The sequence below is a fragment of the Streptomyces sp. NPDC037301 genome (genome assembly GCF_055602785.1).
The window spans coordinates 1-1163 of the sequence record NZ_JBVJWD010000107.1 but is presented as its reverse complement, the minus strand read 5'-3'; the positions used below and the strand labels follow the sequence as shown (position 1 = coordinate 1163).

Annotated in this window: 1 pseudogene; it reads right to left on the bottom strand. The window is 68.6% G+C overall.

Going from position 1 to position 1163, the window contains the following annotated elements:
- Positions 1-319 precede the first annotated feature (319 nt).
- Positions 320-801 (bottom strand): annotated as a pseudogene (locus ACZ7IB_RS47855) (winged helix-turn-helix domain-containing protein); the annotation flags it as partial.
- Positions 802-1163 lie beyond the last annotated feature (362 nt).

The following is a 1163-nucleotide window of genomic DNA, read 5'->3' as shown; positions in this document are numbered from 1 at the left end:
CAGCCCAACCTACACCCAAACCCCCCCGCTTCCCCTTCCCCCCCTTGGGATCCCGGTCGAAGAAAACGACAACCCCCCCCCCCCCCCCCCCCCCCCCCCCCCCCCCCCCCCCCGCGGTCGCCTTCTGCGCTAGATACAACCAACGCTCCGTTCACGGTCACGGCGTACCAGAGCTCCGGTCAGCCGACAGCGCGGCGCGACTACGTGATCGAGGTCGGCGGTCACTGAGCTCGTAGGCGTGGTGTCGTCAGGGTGAGTCCAGTGCCGGCAAGGCATCCGTCAATAAGGTCGGGCTGGTACTGGACCTGGCGCAGTCCCGGTGGGCGCCGTCGAGCAGGCGGATGTAGTCCATCTCGCTCAGCGAGCGGCACTCGCCCTTGCGGCCGGCGTGTCGGCACAGGCGGGTGGGCAGGCCCGGCCTGATGCACAGCAGCCCGGCCACCGAGAGGCGGCCACGGCTGCACCCGGGCACACGCACCGTCGGGGTGATCCCGCGCTGGCCCCAGGTGCGGCCCTTGGGCGGCCGACCGGTTACGCCCGATTCATCCTCGAAGCAGATGAACGCGCCGGTCGCCGTCCGGAGGTTTTTACCTCCTGCCAGGTCGCCTTCCGCCATGCAGTAATCGCGTCTTCGTCGCGTTCGGCGGCGGGCCGGGCGGGCATCTGCACGCTGTAGCCCATCCGGTGCAGCAGCCGGGTGACGCCGGAGAAGCTGTAGGAGATGTGGAACTTTCGCCCGATCAGTGTGCGTACCCGGGCGACGGTCCACACCTGATCGTCCGTCCAGCCGTGTGCGGCCGGTGCAGGCATCGGACCTGTGTTCTCCCATCCGCCGAGGCGATCTTGCCTGGCTTCAGAGTCGCTACAAAATCCGATTCAGCTCAGGTCGGGGTGCCCCGGGCACGCGGTCCTGCTCGACGGTCCTGTCGAGGCGGACGAGAGTCTGAACCGCCATCCCGCCCACGTTCGGGAACCACTCGACCAAGTGTTGTGACACGGCTGATCTGCCACCATGACGAGGTCCGCACCCAGTTCACACCCACACTGCCCGCGCGGTGTCGGACCCGCCCTGCTCACCCGGCCGCAGTCAGATGTTGGACCACGGCTTCCGTAGTCCGCTGCACGTGAGTGAGCACCCACCGCGTTGGCCCACAGCCACCGCC